The 6,590-nt window shown below is 74.5% G+C and carries 5 protein-coding genes; all 5 read left to right on the top strand.

Going from position 1 to position 6,590, the window contains the following annotated elements:
* Positions 1 to 37: 37 nt before the first annotated feature.
* The 5 genes from AC0680_RS22870 to AC0680_RS22850 all read left to right on the top strand — a co-directional run bounded on the left by AC0680_RS22870 (position 38) and on the right by AC0680_RS22850 (position 6,465).
* Positions 38 to 541 carry an alpha/beta hydrolase fold domain-containing protein gene (locus tag AC0680_RS22870; RefSeq protein ID WP_478631668.1) on the top strand — a complete coding sequence of 168 codons (504 nt, stop codon included), beginning with the start codon at positions 38 to 40 and terminating at the stop codon, positions 539 to 541.
* A 7-nt stretch (positions 542 to 548) separates the two neighbouring features.
* The gene (locus tag AC0680_RS22865; protein WP_478631666.1) at positions 549 to 2,795 is read left to right on the top strand and encodes an FUSC family protein; all 2,247 of its coding nucleotides are present in this window, start codon (positions 549 to 551) and stop codon (positions 2,793 to 2,795) included.
* 189 nt (positions 2,796 to 2,984) lie between these two features.
* A complete protein-coding gene (locus AC0680_RS22860) occupies positions 2,985 to 5,546 on the top strand; it encodes an ATP-dependent Clp protease ATP-binding subunit (RefSeq protein ID WP_478631663.1) in 2,562 nt (853 codons plus the stop codon).
* 39 nt (positions 5,547 to 5,585) lie between these two features.
* On the top strand, positions 5,586 to 6,098 hold the full coding sequence (locus tag AC0680_RS22855; RefSeq protein WP_478631661.1) for a DUF6328 family protein: 513 nt from the start codon (positions 5,586 to 5,588) through the stop codon (positions 6,096 to 6,098).
* A gap of 16 nt (positions 6,099 to 6,114) precedes the next feature.
* Positions 6,115 to 6,465 (top strand): PRC-barrel domain containing protein, encoded by a 351-nt coding sequence (locus tag AC0680_RS22850; protein WP_478631659.1) that lies wholly within the window; start codon positions 6,115 to 6,117, stop codon positions 6,463 to 6,465.
* The last annotated feature ends 125 nt before the right edge of the window (positions 6,466 to 6,590 follow it).

Genomic DNA, 6,590 nt, shown 5'->3' with positions numbered 1-6,590 from the left:
CGAAGGCGGAACGTGGTTGGTTCCACCGTGGTGTGTTGTGGCGCGGGGCCCCCCCCGCGGTGCTCTCCCTCCCCCCCCCCCCCTCCCCCCGCCCCCCCCCCCCCCCCCCCCCCCCCCGCTCGCGGCCCAGCTCCTGCTCTACCCGGCCCTCGACCACCGCCTGGCCGGCGCCTCCGCCGCCGACTACGCGACCGGCTTCTTCCACACCACGGCCCACATGCGCTGGTACTGGCAGCAGTATCTGGGCCCGGACGGCGACGGCTTCCATCCGTATGCCTCCCCCGGCCTGGCACCGGACCTGACCGGGCTGCCACCCGCGCTGCTGGTCCTGCCCGAGTGCGATCCGCTGCGGGACGAGGGGCGGGCCTACGGCCGGGCGCTGCGGGCGGCGGGCGTGCCGGCCCGGGTCGAGGAGTACCGCGGGACCTTCCACGGGTTCCTGGGCGCCCTCGGGGCGCTGCCGGCCGCGGAGCGTGCGTTCGACGCGGCCGGCGGCTGGCTCGGCGGCGTGCGCTGCGGGCCCCGGGCCGCTGGCCAATAGTGGAGAGGTGAGGCCGCGGCAGGAAGTCCCCGCACGGCGTGGCCCGGGGCGTGCGGCCGGCGGGCCCGGCGCGGCGGTGCTGCGCGCGCACCGGTCGGTGGTCGGCAACGCGCTGCGGGTGACCGCCGCGTCCTGCGTCGCCTTCTACGTCTGCCGCTACGGGCTCGAGCTGGTCGTGATGTCCGTGTACGCGGCCTTCACCGTGGTCGCGCTCGGGGCCCTCGCCCGCATCCCGGGATCCGGGCGGCAGCGCGCCGCGACCGTCCTCACCGCGATCCCCGCGGGCCTGGCGCTGCTGACGCTCGGCACCCTGCTGGCCGTCGCGACCTGGGCGGCCGTCCTGGGCATGCTCGTCATCGGCTTCCTGGTCGCCTACGCGGGCACCACCGGGCCGCGGGTCGCCGGCGCGGCTCCCGGGATGCAGCTGCTGTACATCCTCCCGTGCTTCCCGCCGTACGCGCCGGACACCCTGAGCCAGCGGTTGTCCGGCTTCGTGCTGGGCGCCGTGCTGCTCGCGCTGGCCGAGCGCCTCGTGCTGCCCGAACCGGACACCCCGTCCTTCCGGCGGCTGCTGGCCGAGGCCGCCGACGCCGCCGCGGGCCTGGCGGACCACCACGGCGGGCCGGTCCCCGAGCAGGCCCTGGTCCGGGCGCGCACGGCCGCCGACGCCCTGCGGCCCGCCCGCGTACCGCCGGCCGACCTGCCCTCCTCCCCCACTCTCGCCCACAAGGCGATGGCACACGCCGCCGAGGCGGTCCGCACCCTGCTGGCCCGGCTGGCGGCCCTGCACGCCGTGGCCGGGGGGCGGCACGCCTACCGCCCGGAGACGGTCGCGCTGCTCCAGGGCATCAGCGACGCGGCCCGTGCGGCGGCCGTGGCGCTGCGGCGGGGCGGGCGGCTGCGGCCCGGCGAGGGGCCGTCGCCCGAGGCGCTGCAGCGCGAGCTGGCGCCGGCCCGCGCCCACCGGGCGCTGGACTCCCTGGAGCTGTTGAGCGGCGACGACCGGCTGGTCTTCCTGCGCCGCAGGTCCCAGGTCGTCCAGGCCGCCGACGCCGCGGTCGTCCTGGTGCTGGCCACCCGGCTGCTGCTCGGCGACCGCGGCGTGGACCGCAACCCGGCCGGACACGCCTTCGGCTACGCCCGGGCGCACGCCCCCGAGCTGTGGTGGCGGCGGCTGACCACCCACCTCACCCCGCGCTCGGTGATCTTCCAGAACGCCTGCCGGTTCGCGCTCGGTCTGGCGGCGGCCCGTGCCGTCGCCGGACTCCTCGATCTGCAGCACGGCTTCTGGGTCCTGCTCGCGACGCTGACGCTGACCCGTACGACGAGCCTGGAGACCCGCTCCGCGGTCCGGCAGGCGCTGATCGGCACGCTGGTCGGCGCGCTGCTGGCCGGCGGGCTGCTCGCCGCGGTCCACGACCGGGCGGCGGTGTACGCGGTGCTGCTGCCGCTGGTGATGCTGCCGGCCTTCATCGCCGGGCCGCTGCGCGGGCTGGCCTGGGCCCAGGGCGGCTTCACCCTGGTCGTCGCCACGCTGTTCGCCCAGGTCTCCCCCGTCACCTGGCAGCTCGCCCCGGTGCGGCTGATGGACGTGCTGGCCGGCAGCCTCATCGGGCTGGCCTGCGGGCTGGTGGCCTGGCCGCGGGGCGCGGGGCGGGAGGTCAGCCGCAGTATGGCCGGCGTGTGCTCGGCCGTCGCCGACGCCGTGGGGCGGACCGTCGCCCACGTCGTGGCGCCCACCAGGGCGGCCGGCGCCCAGGGCACCACGTCCGCGGCCGGTGCGGCCGACATCGGCGGGATCGTGGCGATCAACCGTGCGCTGGCGCTGGCGCAGGAGAGCCTGGCCCAGTACCAGAGCGAGCCGCGGGAGGAGACCGCCCGGCAGCCGGACTGGCCCGCGGTGCTGGTCGCCGGGGCGGACGCCCGGCGCGGCGAACGGCTGCTGCCCGGCCGCCCCGGCAGGATCACCCACCACGAGGTCGGCGCCTGGCTGCAACGGGCGGCCGGCGACACCGCGGCCGACTACCGCGCCCTCGCCCATCGCCTGTGCGCCGACGACACCGGCACCCTGGACCAGCGGCCCCCGCCGCGCCCCTCGCTCGACATCCGCGCCCTGCTGGCCGTCGCCCCGCCCGTCCCGCGCGACAGCCCCGACCGGGAGGCCCGCGCGCTCTCCGCCGCGCTCCTGCTCGACTCGGTCATCTGGCTGGACGCGCTCACCGCCGATCTGACCCGCATCCACCAGGAGATGTGAGATGACGCCGTCCGGTGGCTCCCGGCCCGCCCGGGTGCGGATGGGGCGGTGGGAGCCGATCCTGAAGCAGAGCAGTGACGTGTGACGCCTCGTCCCCCGGGCACCCGCCAGGCAGGAGCCCGAAGGCAACCCAAGGAACCCGGCAAGGCAGCATGTCGCGGTACCGCCGTGACAGCGGAACGGACACACATGAGCAATGGATTCATGGGTCCGGAGGGTTACGGCCCGGACCCGTTCAGTGAATTCCTCGCGCGCTTCCTCGGCGGTGGCGCGACGTCCGGGAGCGGCGAGCCGGGGCAGCCCGTACCCCGCCAGGCCGACATCGCACGCCTGATGAGCGGGCCCGCCCGGGACCTGGTGACCTCCGCGGCCAACTACGCCGCCGAGCACGGCAGCCCCGAGCTCGGTACCGAGCACCTGCTGCGGGCGGCGCTGTCCGCCGAGCCGACCCGCACACTGCTGCGGCAGGCCGGCGCGGACCCCGACGCGCTCGCGGCGGAGATCGACCGCAGCGCCGGCGAGGGCCCCAAGCAGGCCAGCGTCGCGGTCACCCCCGCGGTCAAACGGGCACTGCTGGGCGCGCACGAGCTGGCGCGGGACAACGGGGCGTCGTACATCGGGCCGGAGCATGTGCTCGACGCGCTGGCGGCCAACCCCGACTCGGCGGCCGGACGCATCCTGAACCTCGCCCACTTCGACCCGCAGGCCGCCGCACAGAGCGGTCACGGGCCCCAGCACGGTGGAGCGGAGCACGGCGCCGCGCCCAAGCACGACACCCCCACCCTCGACAAGTACAGCCGCGATCTGACCGATCTCGCCCGGGCCGGCCGGATCGACCCGGTCATCGGCCGCGAGGAGCAGATCGAGCAGACCATCGAGGTGCTCTCCCGCCGGGGGAAGAACAACCCGGTGCTGGTCGGCGACGCCGGTGTCGGCAAGACCGCGATCGTTGAGGGCCTGGCGCAGCGGCTCGCCGACGGGGACGTGCCGGACACCCTGGCGGGCCGGCGCGTGGTCGCCCTGGACCTGACCGCCGTCCTCGCCGGCACGCGGTACCGCGGTGACTTCGAGGAGCGGATGAACGGGATCATGGAGGAGGTCCGCATCCACCCCGAATCACTGATCATCTTCATCGACGAGCTGCACACGGTCGTCGGGGCCGGCGGCGGCAGCGGCGACGGCGGTTCGCTGGAGGCGAGCAACATGCTCAAGCCCGCCCTGGCCCGCGGCGAGATGCATGTCATCGGCGCCACCACGCTGGAGGAGTACCGGCGGCACATCGAGAAGGACCCCGCCCTCGCCCGCCGCTTCCAGCCGATCCTGGTGCCCGAGCCGTCCGTCGCCGACACGGTGCAGATCCTGCGCGGACTGCAGGACCGCTACGAGGCGCACCACCAGGTGCGCTACACCAACGAGGCGCTGCTCGCGGCCGTCGAGCTCTCCGACCGCTACATCCCGCACCGCTTCCTGCCGGACAAGGCCATCGACCTGATCGACCAGGCGGGTGCCCGGGTCCGGCTGCGTTCGGGCGCCAAGACCACCGACGTACGGGCCCTGGAGCGCGAGGTGGAGCAGCTGGCCGTGGACAAGGACCAGGCGGTCGCCGCGGAGCAGTACGAGCGGGCCACCGAGCTGCGGGACCGGATCAACGCACTCACCACGCGGATCGAGGCGGCCCAGGGCGCGGCGCCGAGCGGTGACGGCCGGATCGTGATGGTCACCGCGGAGGACATCGCCGAGATCGTGTCGCGGCAGACCGGTGTGCCGGTGAGCAGTCTGACGCAGGAGGAGAAGGAGCTGCTGCTCGGCCTGGAGGACCGGCTGCACACCCGCGTCATCGGGCAGGACGACGCCGTCACGGCGGTCTCCGAGGCGATCCTGCGGTCGCGGGCCGGGCTCGCCGACCCCAACCGCCCGATCGGCAGCTTCCTCTTCCTCGGCCCCACCGGCGTGGGCAAGACCGAACTGGCCCGGGCGCTCGCCGAGGCCCTGTTCGGCAGCGAGGAGCGCATGGTGCGGCTGGACATGAGCGAGTTCCAGGAGCGGCACACCGTCAGCCGGCTGGTGGGCGCCCCTCCGGGATACGTCGGCCACGAGGACGCCGGCCAGCTGACCGAGGCGGTGCGTCACCACCCGTACTCGCTGCTGCTGCTCGACGAGGTGGAGAAGGCCCACCCGGACGTCTTCAACATGCTGCTGCAGGTGCTCGACGACGGGCATCTGACCGACTCCCAGGGCCGTACGGTCGACTTCAAGAACACCGTCATCGTGATGACCAGCAACCTCGGCTCGGACGCGCTCAGCGGCGGTCGCGGGGTGCTCGGCTTCGGCGCGGACATCGCGGGGACGCCGGGCGGCGACGGGGCCCGGCAGCGGGCGCTGGCCAGCCTGCGCGAGCACTTCCGCCCGGAGTTCCTCAACCGGCTCGACGAGATCATCGTCTTCCACCGGCTCAGCGACGCCCAGTTGCAGCAGATCACCGGTCTGCTGCTGGAGGGCACCAGGCGCCGGCTGGAGGCCAAGGACATCTCCGTGGAGTTCACCCCCGAGGCCGTGGACTGGCTCACCCACCGCGGTCACCAGCCCGAGTACGGGGCGCGGCCGCTGCGCCGCATCATCCAGCGCGAGGTCGACAACGCGCTCTCGCGGCTGCTGCTGGACGGTGCGCTGTCGGCCGGGGACGAGGTGCTGGTGGAGGTGCGGGACAACGAGCTGGCGTTCCGCACCACCGAGAAGAGCGAGCGGGCGTAGCCGCACGACCGGACGAATGCGAAGACGGGTGAGGCCGGGGTGAAGCCGGAATCGCTGGGGCCGCGCCAGACGGCCGACGGCCGTCATGAGACGCCGGAGGAGCGTGCCGACCGGCGGTGGATCGAACTGCTGCAGGAGGTGCGGGTCATCCAGATCGGCGTGCAGATCCTCTTCGGCTTCCTGCTCACCGTCGTCTTCACGCCGCGCTTCACCACGCTCGGGCAGACCGACAAGAACATCTATGTGCTGACCGTGCTCCTGGGCGCGGCCACCACCGGCGCCCTGATCGGCACGGTGACCTTCCACCGGTTCGTCACCGGGCACCGGATCAAGCCCGAGACGGTGGTCTGGGCGTCGCGACTGTCCATGGTCGGGATCGTGCTGCTGCTGGCGACGGTCACCTCGGCGCTGCTGCTGATCCTGCGCGTCGCGATGAACGACACCGCGGTCCCGTGGATCGTCGCGGGACTCGTCGCCTGGTTCATGGTGTGCTGGTTCGCACTGCCCGCCTGGGCCCTGCGCCGCTACGCCCGCACCACACCGAAGAAGTGAGAGGAGAGGTGTCGCTGTGACGGACAGCATCTGGCGTTACCAGGACTCGGTGGAACGCCGGGCCGGGACCGATCTCACCGGCTACTCGGTCGAGGCGATCGACGGCACCGTCGGGACGGTGGAGGCGTACGTCGACGACGCCGGCGCCGCCTGCCTGGTCGTCGACACCCATGTGTGGATCTTCGGCCGGCACGTCCTGCTGCCGGCCGGCGTGGTCTCCTCGATCGACCACGACCGGGGCACGGTCTATCTCGCCCGTACGCAGAAGGACATCGAGGACGCGCCGGAGTTCGACCGGGAGAAGCACATCGGCGACGACGAGTACCACCGGCTGCTCGCCGGGTACTACGGCGCTCCGCACGCCTGAGGCGCCGCGCCCGTCCACCGGGGCGGCGAAGGGGGGGGGGGGGGGGGGGGGGGGGGGGGGGGGGGGGGGGGGGGGGGGGGTGTGGGGGGGGGGGGGGGGGGGGGGGGGTGGGAGGGGTGGAGGAC

This window comes from Streptomyces sp. NPDC043738 (assembly GCF_056436545.1).
Note: the sequence above shows the minus strand (reverse complement) of the source record. Positions and strands in the feature narration are given on the sequence as shown.